Below are 19,405 nucleotides of genomic sequence, written 5' to 3'. Positions count from 1 at the left end.
AGTCACGTGGACGTGAACGGTCGGGTTGTCATTCAATGCAGGGCATGACCAGGAACCCGACCCGCGTCGGCGCGACGATGGCGCTGACCTCGATGCTGTGCGTACAGACCGGACTCGCGATCTCCGTCGGCGTCTCCGAACGCGTCGGCGCCGAGGGCGCCGCCTGGTTGCGTCTGGCCTGGGCCGGGGTGCTGCTCGCCGTGATCGTGCGGCCCCGGCCGAAGGCATTCACGCGTTCCTCCCTCGTCGCGTGCATCCTGCTCGGGGTGGTCACGGCGGCGGTCACCCTGCTGTTCATGGCCGCGGTGGACCGGATCCCGCTGGGCACCGCGAGTGCGCTCGAGTTTCTGGGACCCCTCGGTGTCGCGGTCGTGCACGGGCGGGGTCGCCTCCGGTGGCCGGCGCTGGCGGCCGTGGGGGTGCTGCTGCTGACGCAACCGTGGGTGGGCGGCGTCGACCCGGTCGGAATCCTGTTCGCTCTGGGCGCGGCCGCGTGCTGGGCGTTCTACATCCTGCTCACCCAGCGCGTCGGGGACGAGGTGGCGGGTATCAACGGTCTCGCGGTGTCCATGCCGGTCGCCGGACTGGTCGCGACCGTGGTGGGCGGACCGTCGATGCTCGCGAAGATGACGCCCGACCTGTTGATCATCGGGCTGGGATTGGCGATACTGCTGCCGGTAGTGCCGTTCACGCTGGAGATGCTCGCCCTGCGCCGGCTGAACACGGCGGCGTTCGGGACGCTGATGAGTCTCGAACCGGCGTTCGCGTTGATCATCGGGCTCGTCGTGTTGCACCAGGTACCGGACCACGCGGCGGATGCCGGGATCTGTTTCGTCGTCGCGGCGGGGATCGGCGCAGCGCGGGCCGGGGCGCGCACGTCGCCCGATGTGGGCGAGGTGCAGGAGTCTGCCGCACCGTTGGCGGCGCCGACCTGCTACCTTGAACGTCGTTCAAGTTTGAAGCAAGAGGAGTCGTCATGACAGAAGTCGGGAGTGCTCGAGTGTCGAGGCTCGGTATCTCAGCGCGGGACATGGCGCAGATCGCGGTGTTCGCCGCACTGATCGCGGCACTGGGTCTGCCCGGCGCCATCACGGTCGGCTTCAGCGGCGTGCCGATCACGCTGCAGACGCTCGGGGTCATCCTCGCGGGCGCCGTGCTCGGGGCGCGCAAGGGCACCGCCGCCGTCGCGGTCTTCCTCGCACTGACCCTGATCGGACTCCCACTGCTGTCCGGCGGACGCACCGGACTGACGGCGCTCGCCGGTCCCAGCGCGGGATACCTCATCGGCTGGCTTCCCGCGACGCTGGTCATCGGCCTCCTCACCGCCCGGATCCTGCCGAAGTACCCGATCGCGCTCGGTCTGCTGATCAACGCCCTCGGCGGGATCGTGATCATCTACCTGTTCGGCACCATCGGTCTGCTGCTGCGCACCGACCTCGGTGTCGGCGCCGCCATCACCACCAACTTCGCGTTCATCCCCGGCGACGCGCTGAAGGTCGTCGTCGCCACCGTCGTCGCCAAGAGTGTGCACCGCGCGTACCCCGGCCTCATCCGTACGTGATTGCAGCACTCGGCGGCGCCGGCGATCAGCCTGCACTCGACGTCGACGGCCGCACGTACACCTACGCCCAACTCGACCGGGCGATCGACGAGCACTGCTCCGACGCGTCCGTCCACGACGCGTCGGAGTTGCCGCTTGCAGACGCGTTGATCTGCGTCTGCGCCGCCGCGCGGCGGGGGACCGCGGTGATCGTCGAGAACCCCGACGCCCGTCCCGACCGGCCCGAGGTTCCGCCGTCGGCTTTCCTGCTGGTGGCCACGTCCGGTTCCACCGGCAGGCCCCGCCCGCTCGCGCGTACCGCGGCGTCCTGGTACGACAGCTTCCCCGCCTTCACCGCGATCACCGGGATCGACGCCACGGACCACGTGCTGATCACCGGCCCGCTGCACGCCACGATGCACCTGTTCGGCGCAGTGCACGCACTGTGGCGTGGAGCGTGCGTCACCGACGACCCGTCGCGGGCGACGGTGGTGCACGCCGTGCCCGCCGTTCTCCGTGACGTGGTGGGGAAGGCCCCGAAGCTGCGCACCGCGATCGTCGCAGGCACCGCACTGGACGACGGCGCCCGCGCGGTGGCGGACGGGATCGAGATCGTCGAGTACTACGGCGCCGCGGAACTGTCCCTCGTCGCAGCGCGGCGGGTCCCCGAACCGCTGCGGCTGCTCGACGGGGTCGACGCCGACATCCGCGACGGACTGCTGTACGTCCGCTCGCCGTACAGCGTGATCGGGGCACCGGACTGGTTCGGCGTCGGTGACCTGGCCGAACTCCGCGACAACGGCGAGCTGATTGTCCGCGGCAGGGGCGAATCCGCGATCAACGTCGGCGGCACCACGGTGGTCGCCGAAGACGTCGAACGCATCCTGGAGACCCTCGACGGCGTCGACGCGGTCGCCGTCGTCGGATCGCCGCACGCGGTGCTCGGGGAGACCGTCACCGCCGTGGTGGAACTCGACGGCACCGAGGAGATCGCGGACATCCGTTCGCGCGCCCGCCGGGTGTTGTCGAAGGAAGCCATGCCCCGCCGCTGGGTGCCGATCGAGGCGTTGCCGCGGACCGCCAGTGGCAAGGTCGCCCGGGGCCGAGTGAGAGACTGGCTGGCATGAGCTCTGTCCCTGTACTGGTGGCGCCGCGCCGGACGCCGATCGGCAATGCCGGGCACGGGTTCGCCGATCTGACCACCACCGATCTGGCCGCCCCGGTATTGCGCGACGTCCTGGACTCGCTGCGCGGGTCGGGCCTCGACGCAGAGGTCGACGACGTCGTGCTCGGCAACTGTCTCGGACCGGGCGGTGACCCGGCGCGGGTCGCCGCCCTGCGGGCGGGGATGGGTGTGGAGGTTCCCGGGGTCACCGTCGACCGTCAGTGCGGTTCCGGCCTCGACGCGGTGATGCAGGCCGCGCTGCGCGTCCGCAGCGGCGCCGACGAGCTGATCCTCGCGGGTGGCGTCGAATCGGCGAGCACCGCGCCGTGGCGGTTCTGGCCGCCGGTCTCGGGCGCCGACCCGGTGCGCTACACCCGCGCTCCCTTTGCGCCGCACGGCTTTCCCGACCCCGACATGGGCGTGGCCGCCGACGATCTCGCCCGGGTTCGCGGCATCAGCCGTGAGCGGCAGGACGCGTACGCGGCGCGGTCGCACACCCTCGCGGCGGCCGCCGATTTCTCGTCGGAGATCGTGCCGATCGGCGACATCGCGAAGGACCAGCGCATTCGCGTCGGCATGACGGAGGCCCGGCTCGCGCGACTGCGCCCCAGTTTCGGTGCCGGCGGAACGGCCACCGCCGGGAACTCGTGCGGCATCTCCGACGGCGCCGCGGTGCTGGCCGTGACCACCGAGACGCTGGCCGCCGGACTGCCTGCGCTGCGGGTACTCGGCTCCGCGGTCGCGGGATCGGACCCCGCGTTGCCCGGGCTCGGCCCGGTTCCCGCGATCCGCAAACTCCTGAAGCGAACCGGACACGACGTGGCGGATCTGGGTGTTGTCGAGATCACCGAGGCGTTCGCGTCGGTGGTGCTGGCGGTGTCGGACGAACTCGGACTGGACGAATCCGTGCTCTGCCCGCAGGGCGGCGCCATCGCCATGGGACACCCGTGGGGGGCGTCGGGCGCGATCCTGCTGGTGCGCTTGGCAAGTCAGATGCTGCGCGAGGACGGACCGGCGCTTGGACTCGCCGCGTGCGCCATCGGCGGCGGGCAGGGCATCGCCGTGCTCGTGGAGCGTGTGTCGTGAGTGAGATCGTCTTCGACTCGGTGAGTCACGCGTTCGGTGACCGCCAGGTGCTGCGCGGCGTCGACCTGCGCTTCGCCGAGCGTCGCGTCGGCATCATCGGATCCAACGGTTCCGGCAAGTCGACGCTGGCGCGCATGATCAACGGGTTGCTGAAGCCCACGTCCGGCACCGTCACGGTCGACGGCGTCGACGCCGCCAGGAAGGGCGCGCAGGTGCGGCGCAAGGTCGGGTTCGTGTTCACCGACCCCGACACCCAGATCGTCATGCCCACCGTGTCCGAGGATCTGGCGTTCTCGCTGCGCCGGTCCGGTCTGAGCAAAGAGGAGATCGCGGCCCGCGTCGAGGAGATCCTGGTGCGGTTCCGGCTCGACAAGCACGCCGAGCATCCCGCGCACCTGCTGTCCGGGGGCCAGAAGCAGTTGCTCGCCATCGGCGCCGTCCTCATCCGCAGGCCCGAGGTGGTCATCGCCGACGAGCCGACCACGCTGCTGGATCTGCGGAACGCGCGCGTCGTCTCCGAGGCGCTCGATTCGATGGACCAGCAGGTGATCGTCGTGACCCACCAACTGGCGTTGCTGGAGAGTTTCGAACGGGTCATCGTCATCGACGACGGACTCGTCGCGTTCGACGGCAGCCCGGACGACGCCGTCCCCGCGTACCGGCAGCTGGTCGAATGATCGGGCTGTACCGGCCGGGCGACTCGCTGCTGCACCGGATGCCGGCCGGCCTGAAACTGCTGCTGTTGATCCTGTCGATCGTCGCGTCCACCGTGTTCGTGCGCACCCCGCTCGAGGTCGGCGTCGTCGTCGTTCTGGTCGGACTGCTGTTCGTGGTGGCCGCCATCCCGTGGCGGGTGGCGGTGGCGCAACTGCGCCCCGTCGTGTGGATGTTGTTGATCATCGCGGTGTTCCAAGTGTTGATCACGTCGCCGTCGCGGGCGGTCGTCGTGTGCGGGGTGCTGCTGATCTCGGTGGCGCTCGCCGCGTTGGTCACGCTCACCACCCGGGTCACCGACATGCTCGACACGGTCTCGCGCGCGCTCGGGCCGCTGCGGAGGGTCGGGGTCGACCCGGATCGGATCGGGCTGCTCCTCGCGCTGGCGATCCGGTGTATCCCGCTGCTCACCGGGATCGTGCAGGAGGTGGCGCAGGCGCGGAAGGCGCGAGGGTTGCAATGGTCGATGACGGCGCTGGCCACACCGGTTCTGGTGCGTGCACTCCGGACCGCGGACGCGATGGGCGACGCCCTCGTCGCACGGGGAGTGGACGATGACTGAGCTGCCCGCCGAACGCATCGCCCGACGCGCCGCCGGCAACCCGGAGGCGGTCGCGATCGTCTCGGCCCGCGAGACCGTCGACTACGGCCGGTTCTGGTCGCGCGTGGCCCGGACCGCGGCCGGGCTAGACGGCATGGACCGGGTCGCCGTGCTGCCGACGTCGGATGTCGGGTCGCTGGTCGTCGTGACGGCGGCGATGCACGCGGGCGTCAGCGTCGTCCTGCTGCACCGGCACCTGCTGCCCGCGCAGCTGACGCGGGTGCTCGAACTCGCGAAACCCGGAGCCGTCGTGGCCGCGCCGCACCAGCATCGCCGGCTGCGGAGACTGGGATTCGACGGGACCGTCGAGACGGCCGCCACCCTGGAATCCGACGGCATCGCCGGCCGGGCACACCCCGGCGCCGAACTGCTGGTCGGCATCACCTCCGGCACCACCGGCGAACCGAAGCTGTTCGTGCGCAGCCAGCGATCGTGGGCCACGACCCTCGACCGCTCCGACACGACGTTCGACATCGGCGGCGGCGACCGCGTGTCGGTGCCCGGGGTCCTCGACCACACCCATTTCCTGTACGGCGCGATCCACGGTCTCAGCCGCGGCGCGACCGTGGACCTGCGGCCGGTCACGCAGTCGCTGGGCGACGCGGCCACCCATCTGTACTCGGTGCCGACCATCGCCTGGGACGTCGTGCGGTCGGGGATCGGCCCCGTCGACAGTGTCCGCGAGGTGCTGTCCTCGGCGGCCCGGTGGCCGCGGACGGGGCGTGAGGCGTTGCAGGACGTCCTGCCGAATGCGTCGCTCGTGCATTTCTACGGAGCCTCCGAACTGAGTTTCGTGTCCTACGACCGGGGTCTCGGCGCCGCCGACGAGCATTCGGCGGGCGACCTGTTCGACGGCGTCGACGCCGAGATCCGCGAAGGCCTGGTGCACGTGCGCAGCGACATGCTGTTCGACGGGTACCTCACCGAGGACGGTGTGGTGAACGGCCCCGACGACGGGTGGATGACGGTGGGCGACCGCGGCCGGGTGGTGGGCAACAGCCTGCAGTTGTTGGGCCGCGACAGCGACACGGTCATCCGGGCGGGACTCAATGTCGAACCCGCGGCCGTCGAAGCGGCACTGACCGCGCTCCCCGGGATCTCGGAGGCCGCGTGCATCGGGGTTCCCGACGCGCGGATGGGGGAGGCGCCCGCCGCCGCGATCGTCGTGCACGGCGACGCCCCGAGCACCGCCGAGATCTGGCGGCATCTGCGCGCGACCCTCCCCAGCCCGAGCATGCCGGTCCAGGTCCTCGTGGTGGACAGCCTGCCGCGCACGCCGCGCGGCAAGCTCGATCGTCCCGCGCTCGCCGCCACCCTGGCCGGCTCGCGGAACCCGAACCCCGTTTAGACGCCCCGGATTTCGAGACTGAGCAGGTGGTAGCCCAGCGTCTTGCCGTGCCCGTCGAGTGCGGGTGAACCCGTGACGCCGCCGCCGAGGACGCCGGGCAGTTCGAACACCATCGCCAGCAGGTTGGGCTGGCGGGTGCGCCGGGCCGGTCCGGTGATCAGTTCACCGTAGTGGGCGGCGACGACGTCCGCGGCCAGTTTCCGCTCGAGGAGGTCGTAGGCGGCGCGGTCCCGGGCCAGCACGGCGACGATGAGCGTGTCGCCCTTGTCGCCGGCGCGGACGTCCGCGAGTGCGTCGATGCGTCGAACGGTTGTGGGCGTGGTCATTTCGACACCTCCGTGAGATGCACGCGGGTGGGCACGAGTTCGCGGGGGAGGGTGCAGGAGCGGATCGCGAGCACCTCGATCGACGAGCGCCGGGCACCGCCGCCACCTGCCGGTCCGTTGGTGTACAGGCTTTCCACCTCCCAGCCGACGAGGTCGGCTTCCTCGCGGGTCCGTGCCCGGGCGGTCACCCGAACGCGGACCTCGTGGGCATCCTCGTCCGTGTCGAGTCCGCGGAAAGCCGCACCGGCGCCGATGTATTCGACGGAGACGGCGTCCTCGGTGAAGCCGTGCACGTCGACGAGTCGTTCGGTGACGATCTCGGCGGCGAGCCGGGCCCGGGGGTAGGCGCGCGGTCCCGCGTAGCTGATCTGCCCCTCGCCGAGCCAGCCGCCGCGGAAGCCGAGAGTCACCTTCAGTTCCCGCGGGCGGGGGCGCCCGGTTGCACCGGTGATGGCGACGCGGTCGGGTCCGGCGCTGCCGAACGACACGTTGCCGAAGTCGGCGGTGACGTCCGGGGTCAGGTACGTCGTGGGATCACCCACCTCGTACAGCAGTTGCTCGGCGCAGGTTCGTTCGGTGAGGATGCCGCCCGAACCGTCGAGCTTGCCGAACGTCGCCGATCCGTCGGCGCGGACGTCGGCGAACGGGAAACCGAGATCGGCCATGCCCTTCACCGGTTTGGTGACGGGGTCCGCGTAGTACCCGCCGGTGAGCTGCCCGGCGCATTCGAGCAGGTGCCCGACTGCGGTTGCGGCGCCGATGGTTTCGTGATCAGCCAGGTCCCATCCGAAGTGGTGGGCGAGCGGGGCGACGTAGAGGGACGGGTCGGCGAGGCGGCCGGTGACGACGACGTCGGCGTCCAGTTCGAGCGCGGGGAGCACGGCCTCCGCACCGATGTACGCGTTCGCAGAGACGAGCACGTCCTCGTGCTCCGACAGGCGTTTTCCGGTTTCCCACACGACGGGGTCGTGGCGCCGCACCTGCTCGAGCACCGCATCGCCCGTGACCGCGGCGATGCGGACCGGCCGGTCGGCGGACCGGGATGCGATGCCGGAGACCAGTTCCGCGGCGGCGAGCGGGTTGGCGGCGCCGGCGTTGGTGATCACCGTGGTCCCGGACGCGAGGGTGTGCGGGAGCACCGCGCGCATGCGTGCGGCGAGCAGCGGATCGTAACCTTCGTCCGGGTTGTCCAGCCGGCGAGCGTTTCCGGCGGCGACGGTGCGCTCGCCGAGGCATTCGAAGATCAGGTAGTCGAGGTCGGCGTGCCGGGCGAGTTTCTCTGCGGGGTCGATGCGATCCCCGGAGAACCCGGATCCTGCGCCGAGTCGCACGCTCCGCGGGGCGCTGCCGTGGGTGCTCGATGGTGTCACGGGTTCAGAGTCCTTTGCTGGTTCGACGGGTGCGGTGGTGTCGCGGACGTTGGTGTTGCGGACGATCACAGCGAGATGGCACCGGTGAACAGGGCCACGACGGTCATCACGATCGTGGTCCCGAACGCCCAGCCGAAGATGAACCGTTGGTGCTTGCCGAGGTCCACCTTGCTCAGTCCGATCAGGATGAACGTCGCGGCGGTCAGCGGGCTGAGCGGAAATCCGGTCGTCATCTGGCCGAGGATGGCGGCACGGCCGATCTCGGCGGGGTCGCCACCGAACGACGCGGTGGTCTCCGCCAGCACCGGAACGACGCCGAAGTAGTAGGCGTCCGGGGTGAAGACCAGGCTGAGCGGCATCGACGTGACCGCGGTGATGACGGGGATCAGGGAGCCGGCGGACTGCGGAATCCAGGAGACGAACGTCTGCGCCATCGCGGTGATCATCCCGGTGCCGTTGAGAATTCCCGTGAGCACGCCCGCCGCGAGGATCATCACCACCACCATGGTGACGTTGCCGCCGTGCTTCGCGAACAGGGCCTGCTGATCGTCCCACTTCGGGCGATTGACGGCGAGCGCGAGCGCGAAGGCGATGGCGAACGCCACCTCCAGCGGCACGAGTTGGAACAGCAGGATCACGATCAGGACGAGGGTGAGCACCGTGTTGAACGCCATCACCGCCCGGTGGCGGCGGGTACGCACCGGCAGGTCGGAGACGTGCGGGGTGCCGGGACCGCCTTCGCCGGGAGAGACGAGTTCGGTGACGCCGAGCCGCTTCCGTTCCGTGCGGCCGATCATGTAGGCGGCGAACAGAACCCACAGGACCCCGGCGCCCATCGCGGGCAGGACGGGTGTGAAGATGTCGGCGCTGGTCAGGTCGAGCGCGGCCATGGCGCGGACGGTCGGGCCGCCCCACGGAATCATGTTCATCAGACCGGCGGCCAGGCAGACGATGCCGGTCAGGACGACCGGGCGCATCCCGAGTCGCTGGTAGATGGGCAGCAGCGCCGAGATGGTGATCAGGAAGGTCGAGGTTCCGTCGCCGTCGAGCGCGACGAGCAGCGTCAGCACCGCGGTTCCGACGGCGATCTTGGTGGGATTGCCCCCCGCCCACCGGACGATCCGGCGGATCGCCGGGTCGAACAGTCCCACGTCGACCATCAGACTGAAGTACAGGACCGCGAAGGCGATCATGATGGCGACGGGCGCGACCTTCAGGAGGCCGTCGCCCACCATCTCCCCGAGGTCGGGTGCCCACCCTCCCACGATCGCGAACGCGATGGGAACGAGGATCAGCGCGACGAGCACCGAGACCCGGCGGCTGAACGCCAGCGCCAGGAAACACGCGATCGTGGCGAACCCGAGTGCGGCAACCATGTGACCTCCTTCGAAACGGAGTCTCAGTGTCGCGCGCCTCACAATTGCGCGTCAAATATCAATGACTGATCGATTCATGATTCTGGCTCATTAATGGGTTGCGTGGATCGGCCGACGAACGGGACTGCTCGGCGCATGAATAGCGGCCATACTGATGCACATGAGCATCAATCTGGGGATCTCCCACCTGAGGAGCATCGTCGCCATCGCCGACTACGAGAGCTTCACGTCGGCTGCTCACGCCCTCGACGTGTCCCAGTCCTCGCTGAGCCGCTCGGTCGCCGAGGCTGAGCGCAGACTCGACGTCACGCTGTTCGAGCGCACCACCCGCCGCGTCGAACTGACCACGCACGGGCAGGAGATCATCGAGCACGCCCGGCGGATGCTCCACGACTTCGACGACGGGCTCACCCAGATCGAACGATTCGTCACCGGCGACCGCGGAATCGTGACGGTGGCGTGCCTGCCCTCGCTCGCGGCCACGTTCCTTCCCCCGTACGTGGTCAACTTCCGCGAGCAGCATCCCCATGTGCGGCTCCAGATCCGTGACGGCCTGCGTCAGGAGGTTCTCGACGCCGTGTACTCGGGGACGGTCGACCTCGCCCTGGTCACCACGTCGGGGATTCTGCCCGGCCTGCAACAGGACGTCCTGACGAGCGACTCCTTCTATTGCGCGGTCCCGCCGACACATCCGTTCGCCGAACGGCCGGTGCTGCAGTGGTCCGATCTCGCCGGGCAGCCGTTCATCGCGTTCGGTCCCGAGAGCAGCATCGCGGCGCCCGTCCGCCGGGCCGTCGAGGACGCCCGCATCGAACTCGGACCGGTCATGCAGGCGCAGAACATCGGCGCGGTAGCGGGATTGGCGGCCGCCGGGCTCGGCGTCACCGCGGTTCCCGAACTGGTGCTCCCCATGATCTCGTTCGCCGGGCTCGTCCACATCCCCCTGGAGCCGAGAGTCGAACGCACCATCTCCCTCGTCCAGGTCGCCGGCCGGCCGCAGACGGCAAGCACCCGCGGTTTCGTGCAGGCCCTCCTCGCCGGCCGGATCTAGTTCTGTTGTGCGACAGGGCCGGTGGTCGCGCGGCGGACCAGGTGCGGGGCGAGCACGAGGTCGACGGCCTCGCCCCCGGCGATCTGAGCCAGCGCCGCGTCGACCGCGGCGTCGGCCATGTGTGTGGCGTCCTGCGAGATCGTCGTCATCTGCACGTGCGGAATCCGCGCCAGGCGGGAGTCGTCGTAGCCGACGACGGAGATGTCCGCGGGCACGTCCCGGCCGCGGCGGACCAGTAGGTCGAGGACGCCGGTGGCGCACCGGTCGTTGAACGCGACGACCGCGGTCGGGGGAGCGGGCAACTCGAGCAGTTCGTGCATGCCCTGTGCGCCTTCGGTTTCCGTCGGCCCGCCGGCCACGACCGTTGCCGAATCCGACAGTCCGTGCCGGTCCATCGCGGCCAGGAAGCCGGCCCGCCGGTCGGCGCCGCCGGGAGCGTCGGCGCCGTCGATGTGGGCGATGTTCCGGTGCCCGAGTTCGGTGAGGTGGTCGACGGCCAGGGTGATGCCTGCGACGTCGTCGCCGCGCACGGCGCCGACTCCGGGTAGACCGCTGGCGCGTGCCACGACGAGGGCGGGCAGGCGGTCGGCCAGCGCGCCGAGTTCGTCGGTGTCGAACCGGGAGCCGAGGAGGATCGCGGCCTCGCAGCGTTCCCGCATCAGCGCCTGGACCGCGACCTGCTCGGCGCGACTCGGGGCGACGGCGCTGAGCATCACGTCGTAACCCCGGCGGGTGGCCGCCGCGTAGATCTGTTCGACGAGATCGCCGTGGAACGGTTGCTGCAGTTCGAACACGACGCCGAGGAGCCGGGAACTGGCCTGGCGCAATTTCTGTGCGCGACGGTCCGGCACGTAGCCCATCCCGTCGGCGATCTCGAGCACCCGCTGACGGGTCGCCTCGCTGGCGCCGGGAACCCCGCGCATCACGATCGAGACGAGCGCCGTGGAGACTCCGGCCGCTCGCGCGACGTCGCCCATCGTCGGACGGGCACCACCGGTCGATCCCGCCACCGGTTCGGCCACGTGCACGACTCCTGTCTCCCGGGCCCGCGCTCGGGGCCGCTCTTGACCAATGATCTCACGAGTTCTACGGTCTAGAACTAGAACGTACTAGTTCGCCTCTACCTCCACCCTTCACCGCTCTGGAGCGCATCCATGTCACTCACCGAAACCGCACCCGTCCGCACGGCGACGCCCGCTTCCCAGCCGGTCCGCATCGCGACGATCGGCGCCGGACGCATCGGCTCGAATCACGCGGAGATCGTGGCCCGCCTCGTCCCCGGAGCTTCGCTCGTCGCGGTCAGCGACCCGGTCGGCGAGTCGGCGCAGCGTCTCGCCGCGACGCTGGGCGCGCCGCTCGCCACCACGGCCGTGGACGACGTCCTGACCAGCGACGAGGTCGATGCGGTGCTGATCACCGCCCCCGCGCGGAGCCACACCGACCTGGTGGTCGCGGCGGCGGCCGCCGGCAAGCACGTCTTCGTCGAGAAGCCGATGGCCGTGACCCTCGAGGACGCCGACCGCGCCATCGCGGCGGCCGCCGACGCGGGCATCGTCCTGCAGGTCGGGTTCAATCGCCGGTTCGCTCCCGGGTTCGCCGCCGCCCGCGCGGCGATCGACGCGCAGAAGGTCGGCACCCCACACCTGCTGCGTTCGCTGACGCGCGACCCCGGCCCGTTCACCGTCGATCCGGCGCGCATCCCGCAGTGGACCATCTTCCTCGAAACGCTCATTCACGACTTCGACACCCTGTGCTTCCTCAATCCGGGTGCGCGACCGGTGCGGGTGCACGCGATCGCCGACGCCCTGGTGCGACCGGACGCCAAGAGCACGGGCCACCTCGACACCGCGGTCGTCACCGTGCAATTCGACAACGGTGCCATCGCCACGGCGGAGGCGAGTTTCAGCGCGCTGTACGGATACGACGTCCGCGCCGAGGTGTTCGGCTCCGGCGGCATGGTCACCGCGGGCAGCGGGCTCAGCACCGACATGACCTACTACGGCCCCGACGGGCAGCACGCCGACACCGCGCGCCGCGACACCGACCTCCTCCACACCGCCTACGTGGGCGAACTGACCGCGTTCGTCGGCGCGATCCGCGCCCACACACCGGCCGTCGTGACGGGCGAGGATGCCCGCACCGCGCTGTCGATCGCGCTCGCCGCGATCCGCAGCGTCGAGACCGGCGCCGCCGTCGAACTGGACCGGTGACCCCGATGACGTACTCGCTCGCCGCCAGCGCCGAAATGCTCTACCTCGAACTGCCGTTCGCGGACCGCGTCCAGCGCATCGCCGAACGCGGACTCCAGGTGGAGATCTGGGACTGGTCCACCAAGGACATCGATGCCCTCGCCGCGAGCGGTGCCGAATTCTCGTCGATGACGGGCTATCTGGAGGGCAACCTCACCGAACACGACGGCATCGAGGCGCTGCTCACCACCGCACGCCACTCCCTCGACGTCGCGAAACGGCTCGACTGCCCGAGGCTGAACCTGCACGGCACCGGACTCGACAACCGGGGACTGCCCGTTCGTCCCGTCGAAACCGTGACGCCCGCAATGTGGCTCACCGCCGCCGACACCCTGCGGAAGGTCGCCGAACTCGGCGAACAGGCGGGCCGGGTGTTCACGCTCGAGAACCTCAACCTCGCCGTCGACCATCCGGGCACCCCGTTCGCGACCGCGGCCGACACCCTCGCTCTCGTCCGGGCGGTCGACAGCCCGCATCTGCGCATGAATCTCGACCTGTATCACGCCCAGATCGGCGAGGGAAACCTCGTCGAGCTCGTCCGAAAAGCGCTGCCCTACATCGGCGAGATCCAGGTCGCCGACGTCCCCGGACGCTGCGAACCCGGAACCGGCGAAATCCACTATCCGGCCGTCGCCGCCGCCCTCCGCGACATCGGCTACACCGGCGTCGTCGGGCTCGAGGGCTGGGCGAAGAACGACCCGGACGACGCGCTCGACGCGTTCGAGGCTGCCTTCGCGTAGCCCTGGTTCCATTCAGTCCTGGTGGCATGCAGCAGTCACACCGGGGTCATCGTCGGCGGTCGCGTTCCGAGCGGCCGCCGGTCGCTCCGGTGGCCGGACGCGCGTCCGGTCGTGTGGGCTTCGATCATCTGTTGCTCGTCGCGCTGGGAGCCGCGAAGTCGCAGCGACGAGGCGGCCGCGGCGTCGAGGAGCGCGCGCAACGCAGGCTGCTCATTCGCCAGTTCGCGCCACGCCGCGTTCACGGGCGTGCCGTCCTCGACCGCCTGGTCGAGACGGGCGGCGAGATGGTTGCTCCACCGGTGCTGCAGGGCGAGCAGAATATTGTCGGACGAACCGAAAAGCTGGATCGCGCCGGGTACTTCGTCGAACCGCAACGCCAGCGCGGGGTCGACGTGTGCCCGCGCCAGGACCTCTTCGAGTACCGCCCGGCGTGCACGGAAATCGTTCCACGACATCTCGGCCACCTCCCTGGTTTCGTTGTTGCCCGCAACGCTACGGATCCGCGGAGGCGGTTTCGCCGTGCCACGGTCGCGTTCTCGTCTCCTACCGTGGGCGGAGGCCGCGTCCGCTCCGGAGACGACGCGGCCGGGGTGAGTGTTCGCCTACGCTGGTCGTGTGCAGGTGACGACATTTTTTCGTCGACGCGTGGCGGAGAGCGAGTACGACTACCCGCTCGCCGTGCCGGTGTTCGCGCACATCGCGGTCGTCGCCATTGCCGGTGCCGCTGTCGCGCAACGCGACGGCTTCGTGCCGCCGGGGTGGGTGCTGCTGTGCGGTCTGGTCGCCGCGGTGACCCCCGTTGCGGGAGACATGATCAGACTGGGCGTGGTGCTTCCGCGGCCGTTCCTGGCCGTCGTCGTGACCGCGGCGGCCGCATTGCTGCTCCTGCAGCAACCCGACACCGCGTTCGACTTCGCCCCGCTCATCCTGGTGATCCTCACCGGCGAGGTCGCGGCGACGGCGTCGCTGGGGGTCAGCCTCGCCACCCTGGTCAGCTCGATCGCGGTCCTGTCGGCGTTCGGCGTGGCGGGGCGACTCGACGGCGCGCCCTACGCCCTCGCCGGAGTCGTACTGGGCTGGGCTTTCGGGTATCTGATGCTCACCCAGTTGCGTCTCCTGCATCAGGAGCGGGCCTCGAAGGCGATTCAGTCGGAGCAGGCCGCCACCCGTGAGCGCCAGCGGATCGCCCGCGAGGTGCACGACGTCATCGCGCACTCGCTGAGCATCACGCTGCTGCATCTGACCGCGGCCCGCCGCGCGCTCGAGCAGGACCGCGACGTCGACGATGCCGTGGATGCGCTCTCCGACGCCGAGCGGCTCGGGCGGCAGGCGATGGCCGACATCCGCCGCACCGTCGGGTTGCTCGACGCGGGCCCGGCGGGTACCCGCCCCGAACCGGGGGTTGCCGACCTTCCCGAGCTGATCGACGACTTCCGCCGCGCGGGTCTCCCGGTGGACTTCGACCTGCAGGGCAACCTGTCCGCGGTGACCGGGACAGTCGGTCTCGGCCTGTACCGGATCACGCAGGAGTCGCTGGCGAACATCGCCAAACATGCGCCCGGCGCGGGCGCCGACGTGCGGCTCACGATCGAGCCGGAGCGGGCGATCCTCGCGATCCGCAACCCGATCCGGGGCCGGGGTTCGGTACCGGACAGCTCGCGCGGTTCCGGTCTGCGGGGCATGCGCGAGCGCGCCAAGTTGCTCGGTGGCACGCTCCGCGCCGGCCCGGACGGCAGGCGGTGGTCGGTGCACGCCGCGGTGCCACTGCCCCGAGACTCGTGCCGGCCGGCGATTCTCCGGCATATTCCGGGACTGTCGTGACGGGCCCGGAGATCAGGGTGCTGCTGGTCGACGACCAGGAACTGGTGCGGTCGGGACTGCGCCGGATCCTGCGGCGCAAGGACGGCTTCGTGATCGTCGGCGAATGCGCCGACGGCTCGGAGGTGCCGGGCGCGGTCGCGGAACACACTCCGGATGTCGTGCTCATGGACCTGCGGATGAAGAAGGTCGACGGCATCCGGGCGACCCGCGATCTCCGGTCCGCCGCCCAGCCGCCGCCGGTGCTGGTGCTCACCACGTTCGACGACGACGATCTGCTGTCCGGATCGCTCCGCGCCGGTGCCGCAGGGTTCATCCTCAAGGATTCGCCGGCCGAGGATCTGATTCGCGCCGTGCGCACCGTCGCCGAGGGCGGCGCCTGCCTCGACCCGGCTGTGACCGGACGGGTTCTCGCTACGTACCGCACCGTAGCGCCGTCGTCCGACGGGGACCGCAACCGCCTCACCGAGTTGACCGCGCGGGAACTCGACGTGCTCGCGCTGATCGGGCGCGGGCACAGCAACAGCGAGATCGGGCGTGAGCTGGGCATCTCGGGCGTAACGGTGAAGAGTCACGTCGGGCACATCTTCCTCAAACTCGATCTCCGCGATCGCGCGGCCGCCATCGTGTACGCGTTCGATCACGGCATCGTCTCCCCGGGCGACACCGGTCCGGCCGTGTGATCAGCTGCCGTGGTTCCCTGACACCGACAGCTTCCTGCGCCTAGGATTCGCATAAAAGCCCGAGCCACTCTCACAGAGGAATTGGCCATGATCGCAATCGGTGTGGTGCTCATCGTCGTCGGCTTGGTCGTCAAGATCTCGTCACTGTGGATCGCAGGCCTCATAGTCGGCGCAGTCGGCCTTCTCCTCCTGCTCCTCGGGCTGATGGGCCGCAAGGTGGGCGGACGCAAGTACTGGTACTGACGGGGTCTGGCCCCCGCCAGTCACGTTGTGGCCGTGTCGAATCGAAGCGTCGCGCGCGGCTACGGTCGGCGCACGGGGAATCGGTCACAGGGGAGGGTGGTGGGGGCAGCGGCGGCACCACCGACTGGCGGCACAACACCACCCCGCCGAACCTCAACGGTGGCAGCGGTGGCGGTGGACTGTTCCCCGTGCCGTCGGATTGTCCTCGCCGGATTCGGTCCCGTCAGTCGTGGTCACGTCCGAGCTTCCCTGACGGGTTGTCAGGCCACTCTCCGGTGATCGGCCACCATTTGTATGTAAGTGGAAGTCACGGCAAATTGTTTCCGCAAACTCTTTACTGAGTCCAGAAAAGTAGTCCATAGTGGGTGGGTGCCGTCGATGCCGGATTACGCAGCGTTACTGCGCGGGGCTGAGCTTCGCGTGACCCGCCCGCGGGTCGCGGTGTTGGAGGCGGTGCACGCACGTCCGCACGCCGATACGGAGACGATTTTCGGCGCGGTGCGCACGGTTCTGGACGGGGTGTCCCGGCAGGCCGTGTACGACGTGCTGCACGCAGTGACCGCGGTGGGATTGGTGCGCCGGATACAGCCGGCCGGCTCCGTGGCTCGTTACGAGTCGCGGGTCGGAGACAATCACCACCACGTGATCTGCCGGTCGTGTGGGGCAATTGCGGACGTCGACTGCGCCGTCGGCGAGGCGCCCTGCCTGACCGCGTCGGACGACAACGGTTTCCTCGTAGAGGAGGCCGAGGTCATCTACTGGGGTCTGTGCCCCGACTGCTCGACAACACAGACTTCTCGATCGAAACCCTGACCAACAGCCCAAATTGGTCTCTCCCGGAAGGAATGTTGTGTCCGATAGCTGCCCGGTCGCTCACGAGGGAAACACTCAGAGCACCAGTGAAAGTGAAAACCCCGCAATCCCGTCCCCCACTCCGACGGCGCACCGCCCGAGGACGAACCGTGACTGGTGGCCGAACCAGCCCGAGCTGTCGGTCCTGCACGCACATTCGTCCAAGTCCAACCCGATGGGCGAGAACTTCGACTACGCAGCGGAGTTCGCGAAGCTCGACGTCGAGGCACTCAAGCGCGACCTCACCGATCTGATGACGGATTCGCAGGACTGGTGGCCTGCCGACTTCGGCCACTACGGCGGTCTGTTCATCCGGATGAGCTGGCACGCCGCAGGTACCTACCGCATCGCCGACGGCCGCGGCGGCGGCGGCCAGGGCGCCCAGCGTTTCGCGCCCCTCAACAGCTGGCCCGACAACGCAAGCCTCGACAAGGCGCGCCGCCTGCTCTGGCCCGTGAAACAGAAGTACGGCAAGCAGATCTCGTGGTCCGACCTCCTCGTCTTCGCTGGCAACGTTGCACTGGAGTCGATGGGATTCAAGACCTTCGGGTTCGGATTCGGACGCGAGGACATCTGGGAGCCCGAGGAGATCTACTGGGGCCCCGAGGACACCTGGCTGGGCGACGAACGCTACAGCGGTGATCGTGACCTCTCGGGTCCGCTCGGGGCCGTGCAAATGGGTCTCATCTACGTGAACCCGGAGGGTCCCAACGGCCAGCCGGATCCACTCGCCGCCGCCCGCGACATCCGGGAGACGTTCGCCCGCATGGCGATGAACGACGAGGAGACCGCCGCGTTGATCGCCGGCGGCCACACGTTCGGCAAGACCCACGGTGCAGGCGACGCCGACCTGGTCGGTCCGGAACCGGAAGGTGCCCCGATCGAGCAGCAGGGCCTGGGCTGGAAGAGTGCTTACGGCACCGGCGTCGGCAAGGACGCGATCACCAGCGGTCTCGAGGTCGTGTGGACCCCCACACCGACGAAGTGGGACAACAGCTTCCTCGAGGTTCTGTACGGCTACGAGTGGGAGCTGACCAAGAGCCCCGCCGGTGCCTGGCAGTGGACCGCGAAGGACGGCGCGGGCGCCGGCACGATTCCCGACCCGTTCGATTCGTCGGCGGGACGCGCCCCCACGATGCTGACCACGGACCTCTCGCTGCGCATCGACCCGGCCTACGAGAAGATCACCCGCCGTTGGCTCGACAACCCGCAGGAGTTCGCCGACGCGTTCGCCAAGGCGTGGTACAAGTTGCTGCACCGCGACATGGGACCCGTCACGCGCTACCTCGGCCCGTGGGTCCCGGAGGCGCAGCTGTGGCAGGATCCGGTCCCTGCCGTCGATCACCAGTTGATCGGTGACAGCGAGATCGCCGCCCTGAAGGGCAAGATCCTCGACTCGGGGCTGTCCATCTCCCAGCTGGTGTCCACCGCCTGGGCGTCGGCCGCCACGTTCCGCGGCACCGACATGCGGGGCGGTGCCAACGGGGCCCGGATCCGGCTTGCGCCGCAGAAGGATTGGGAGATCAACAACCCGGCCGAGCTGTCCAAGGTTCTGCAGACCCTCGAACAGATCCAGCAGGACTTCAACTCGTCGCAGTCCGGCGGTGTGAAGGTCTCGCTCGCGGATCTGATCGTTCTGGCCGGTGCCGCGGCTGTCGAGAAGGCCGCGAAGGACGCCGGGCAGGACATCACTGTTCCGTTCACACCGGGCCGCACCGACGCCTCGCAGGAGCAGACCGACGTCGAGTCGTTCGCCGTCCTCGAACCGCGGGCCGACGGGTTCCGCAACTACCTGCGGCCGGGAGAGAAGTTGCCTGCCGAGGCGCTTCTGGTCGAGCGGGCCTACATGCTGAACCTCACCGCTCCCGAGCTGACGGTCCTGATCGGCGGCCTGCGTGCGCTGAACGCCAACTTCGGGCAGACGGCGCACGGCGTGTTCACCGACCGGCCCGGGGTGCTGACGAACGACTTCTTCGTCAACCTCCTCGACATGGGGACGGTGTGGAAGGGGGCCGCCTCCGCCGAGAACGTCTACGAGGGCAGTGACCGTGTCACGGGTGACGCCAAGTGGACCGCCACCGCCGTCGATCTCGTGTTCGGTTCCAACTCGCAACTGCGTTCCCTCGCCGAGGTCTACGCGACCGACGACGCGCAGCAGAAGTTCGTGCAGGACTTCGTTTCCGCGTGGGACAAGGTGATGAACCTCGACCGGTTCGACCTCGACTGATCACGGTGGTCGGTCG

General features: G+C 69.5%; 20 protein-coding genes. 15 read left to right on the top strand and 5 right to left on the bottom strand.

Annotated elements, in window-relative coordinates; all coding sequences use genetic code 11:
• The first annotated feature begins 44 nt into the window (after nt 1–44).
• From JWS13_RS15770 to JWS13_RS15740, 7 genes are read left to right on the top strand one after another with little or no spacing between them, the layout of a single operon-like run.
• Nucleotides 45–980, top strand: coding sequence for an EamA family transporter (locus JWS13_RS15770; RefSeq protein ID WP_206006494.1), 936 nt, complete (start codon nt 45–47; stop codon nt 978–980).
• On the top strand, nt 977–1,561 hold the full coding sequence (locus JWS13_RS15765) for a biotin transporter BioY (RefSeq protein WP_083395608.1): 585 nt from the start codon (nt 977–979) through the stop codon (nt 1,559–1,561). Before JWS13_RS15770 ends, JWS13_RS15765 begins: the two co-directional genes overlap by 4 nt.
• Nucleotides 1,558–2,667: an AMP-binding enzyme gene (locus tag JWS13_RS15760; protein ID WP_206006493.1), complete on the top strand. Its 1,110-nt coding sequence runs from the start codon at nt 1,558–1,560 to the stop codon at nt 2,665–2,667. Before JWS13_RS15765 ends, JWS13_RS15760 begins: the two co-directional genes overlap by 4 nt.
• A complete protein-coding gene (locus JWS13_RS15755; RefSeq protein ID WP_206006492.1) occupies nt 2,664–3,791 on the top strand; it encodes a thiolase family protein in 1,128 nt (375 codons plus the stop codon). Before JWS13_RS15760 ends, JWS13_RS15755 begins: the two co-directional genes overlap by 4 nt.
• Entirely contained in the window at nt 3,788–4,468 is a 681-nt protein-coding gene (locus JWS13_RS15750; RefSeq protein WP_087555067.1) for an energy-coupling factor ABC transporter ATP-binding protein, read from the top strand. Before JWS13_RS15755 ends, JWS13_RS15750 begins: the two co-directional genes overlap by 4 nt.
• A complete protein-coding gene (locus JWS13_RS15745) occupies nt 4,465–5,067 on the top strand; it encodes an energy-coupling factor transporter transmembrane component T family protein (RefSeq protein WP_206006491.1) in 603 nt (200 codons plus the stop codon). Before JWS13_RS15750 ends, JWS13_RS15745 begins: the two co-directional genes overlap by 4 nt.
• Nucleotides 5,060–6,454, top strand: coding sequence for an AMP-binding protein (locus JWS13_RS15740; RefSeq protein WP_206006490.1), 1,395 nt, complete (start codon nt 5,060–5,062; stop codon nt 6,452–6,454). Before JWS13_RS15745 ends, JWS13_RS15740 begins: the two co-directional genes overlap by 8 nt.
• Here the strand turns inward: JWS13_RS15740 and JWS13_RS15735 are convergent.
• From JWS13_RS15735 to JWS13_RS15725, 3 genes are all read right to left on the bottom strand, one after another.
• Entirely contained in the window at nt 6,451–6,780 is a 330-nt protein-coding gene (locus JWS13_RS15735) for an AtuA-related protein (protein ID WP_206006489.1), read from the bottom strand. The genes JWS13_RS15740 and JWS13_RS15735 overlap by 4 nt on opposite strands.
• A complete protein-coding gene (locus JWS13_RS15730; RefSeq protein ID WP_206006488.1) occupies nt 6,777–8,150 on the bottom strand; it encodes an acyclic terpene utilization AtuA family protein in 1,374 nt (457 codons plus the stop codon). The genes JWS13_RS15735 and JWS13_RS15730 overlap by 4 nt, the downstream gene beginning before the upstream one ends.
• 65 nt (nt 8,151–8,215) lie before the next feature.
• Complete coding sequence (locus JWS13_RS15725; RefSeq protein WP_206006487.1) at nt 8,216–9,526, bottom strand: CitMHS family transporter; 1,311 nt, start codon at nt 9,524–9,526, stop codon at nt 8,216–8,218.
• A 154-nt stretch (nt 9,527–9,680) separates the two neighbouring features.
• Between JWS13_RS15725 and JWS13_RS15720 the strand changes: the two genes are divergently transcribed.
• A complete protein-coding gene (locus JWS13_RS15720; protein WP_206006486.1) occupies nt 9,681–10,577 on the top strand; it encodes a LysR family transcriptional regulator in 897 nt (298 codons plus the stop codon).
• Here the strand turns inward: JWS13_RS15720 and JWS13_RS15715 are convergent.
• A complete protein-coding gene (locus JWS13_RS15715; RefSeq protein WP_241032220.1) occupies nt 10,574–11,599 on the bottom strand; it encodes a LacI family DNA-binding transcriptional regulator in 1,026 nt (341 codons plus the stop codon). The two genes, JWS13_RS15720 and JWS13_RS15715, sit on opposite strands and share 4 nt — an antisense overlap.
• Nucleotides 11,600–11,731: 132 nt before the next feature.
• On the opposite strand from JWS13_RS15715, the gene JWS13_RS15710 reads away from it, so the two are divergent.
• Together JWS13_RS15710 and JWS13_RS15705 are read left to right on the top strand one after the other, a co-directional pair.
• Complete coding sequence (locus JWS13_RS15710) at nt 11,732–12,787, top strand: Gfo/Idh/MocA family oxidoreductase (protein ID WP_206006485.1); 1,056 nt, start codon at nt 11,732–11,734, stop codon at nt 12,785–12,787.
• Between the two features lie 5 nt (nt 12,788–12,792).
• The gene (locus JWS13_RS15705; RefSeq protein ID WP_206006484.1) at nt 12,793–13,566 is read left to right on the top strand and encodes a TIM barrel protein; all 774 of its coding nucleotides are present in this window, start codon (nt 12,793–12,795) and stop codon (nt 13,564–13,566) included.
• 35 nt (nt 13,567–13,601) lie between these two features.
• Here the strand turns inward: JWS13_RS15705 and JWS13_RS15700 are convergent, their stop codons facing one another.
• A complete protein-coding gene (locus tag JWS13_RS15700; RefSeq protein ID WP_206006483.1) occupies nt 13,602–14,030 on the bottom strand; it encodes a hypothetical protein in 429 nt (142 codons plus the stop codon).
• 181 nt (nt 14,031–14,211) lie between these two features.
• Between JWS13_RS15700 and JWS13_RS15695 the strand changes: the two genes are divergently transcribed.
• From JWS13_RS15695 to katG, 5 genes are all read left to right on the top strand, one after another.
• Nucleotides 14,212–15,387 (top strand): sensor histidine kinase, encoded by a 1,176-nt coding sequence (locus JWS13_RS15695; protein ID WP_206006482.1) that lies wholly within the window; start codon nt 14,212–14,214, stop codon nt 15,385–15,387.
• Between the two features lie 17 nt (nt 15,388–15,404).
• Nucleotides 15,405–16,067, top strand: coding sequence for a response regulator (locus JWS13_RS15690; protein WP_206011618.1), 663 nt, complete (start codon nt 15,405–15,407; stop codon nt 16,065–16,067).
• Nucleotides 16,068–16,154: 87 nt separating this feature from the next.
• Entirely contained in the window at nt 16,155–16,310 is a 156-nt protein-coding gene (locus JWS13_RS15685; RefSeq protein WP_179220070.1) for a hypothetical protein, read from the top strand.
• A 369-nt stretch (nt 16,311–16,679) separates the two neighbouring features.
• Nucleotides 16,680–17,123 (top strand): Fur family transcriptional regulator, encoded by a 444-nt coding sequence (locus tag JWS13_RS15680; RefSeq protein ID WP_087555081.1) that lies wholly within the window; start codon nt 16,680–16,682, stop codon nt 17,121–17,123.
• A 37-nt stretch (nt 17,124–17,160) separates the two neighbouring features.
• The gene (gene katG, locus JWS13_RS15675) at nt 17,161–19,389 is read left to right on the top strand and encodes a catalase/peroxidase HPI (RefSeq protein ID WP_206006481.1); all 2,229 of its coding nucleotides are present in this window, start codon (nt 17,161–17,163) and stop codon (nt 19,387–19,389) included.
• Nucleotides 19,390–19,405: the final 16 nt, after the last annotated feature.

Source organism: Rhodococcus pseudokoreensis, from assembly GCF_017068395.1.
Taxonomy (GTDB): Bacteria; Actinomycetota; Actinomycetes; order Mycobacteriales; family Mycobacteriaceae; genus Rhodococcus_F; species Rhodococcus_F pseudokoreensis.
Note: the sequence above shows the minus strand (reverse complement) of the source record. Positions and strands in the feature narration are given on the sequence as shown.